The sequence below is a fragment of the Acinetobacter sp. YH16042 genome (genome assembly GCF_013417245.1).
GTDB lineage: Bacteria > Pseudomonadota > Gammaproteobacteria > Pseudomonadales > Moraxellaceae > Acinetobacter > Acinetobacter amyesii.
In genome coordinates, this window is sequence record NZ_VPEJ01000149.1 from 1 (window position 1) to 1,049 (window position 1,049).

General features: G+C 27.6%; 1 protein-coding gene. It reads left to right on the forward strand.

Annotated elements, in window-relative coordinates:
- The first annotated feature begins 251 nt into the window (after positions 1–251).
- Positions 252–866, forward strand: a complete 615-nt coding sequence (locus FTV37_RS17675) for a hypothetical protein (protein ID WP_180064360.1) — start codon at positions 252–254, stop codon at positions 864–866.
- Positions 867–1,049: the final 183 nt, after the last annotated feature.

The following is a 1,049-nucleotide window of genomic DNA, read 5'->3' on the forward strand; positions in this document are numbered from 1 at the left end:
TATGCTTTATCGCAATACAAAACTGATCAGAAGATTAAAAAGGCTTTAGGTTAAATAGATTTAATGAAGAATATTTTTTGAAATACTCTACATTAGATTTTTAAAAATTATTTAATGTCAATTGTCAGACTTTAGCGTGAAAAAAATTAAAAAAATGTGCTCAAAGTCTGACAATTGCTCTTCGTCAAAATATATAAGATACTGTTATTAATAAATTTATTATAGTATTCAATACTTAGGACCGCATATAAATGGCTAACTTATTACAAAAAATCTCATGGAATGAAAACCAATATCAGAGACCTGATATTTCAGGCTATTATGTTGAACAAGGGAAAGATAATTACATTGCTGAATCAGGAATAGGTCATGAATCCTGGAACTTTAATAAGTCAGAATTAATTGACGGAAAAGTTTATGGTTATTTAAAAGCTGATGTATCTACCTTATTCAATGAAAAACATAATATTTTCTTCTTTTCTAGGGATAGTAATGGTGATTTATTCTTTGTTGGTTATTACAAGGATTGTAAATATCTAACAGAAGAGGAAAGAATTAAATTAAAAGAAAAAATGGTTGAATCAGGTCTTTTAGATAAAAGAATTAATCAAGTTTACAGAATTCTGAAAAATGAAGACGATTTTTCAGAATGGTCATGGGATGATGTAGAAAGTGAGTTTGGATTTGAAGTCAGTTCTTTTAAATTAGAAGTATTACCTGAAAATATCACGATTTTTGAAAATAAAATTCCTTTCACAGAGCAAGACTGTATTGAAGTTTTGGAAAAGGGATGGCAGGAAAGATACGGAAATTATACGTTAATTACTGATTTAGATAGATTTTTATCTAAATTTCTTATGAAATAATTTAGATATTCTAAAATATTGTTGAGATGAATTCTTGTGAAATATAAAAATGTAGCTTTGGCTTTATTATTAATAACAATGGGTTTTAATACCCAAGCAAAGAATGTAGATTACTATTCAATTTGCTTGGATTTGAGTGGTAACATCAATAACGGAGTGGTAGAGCAGTGTAGTGACTATGCT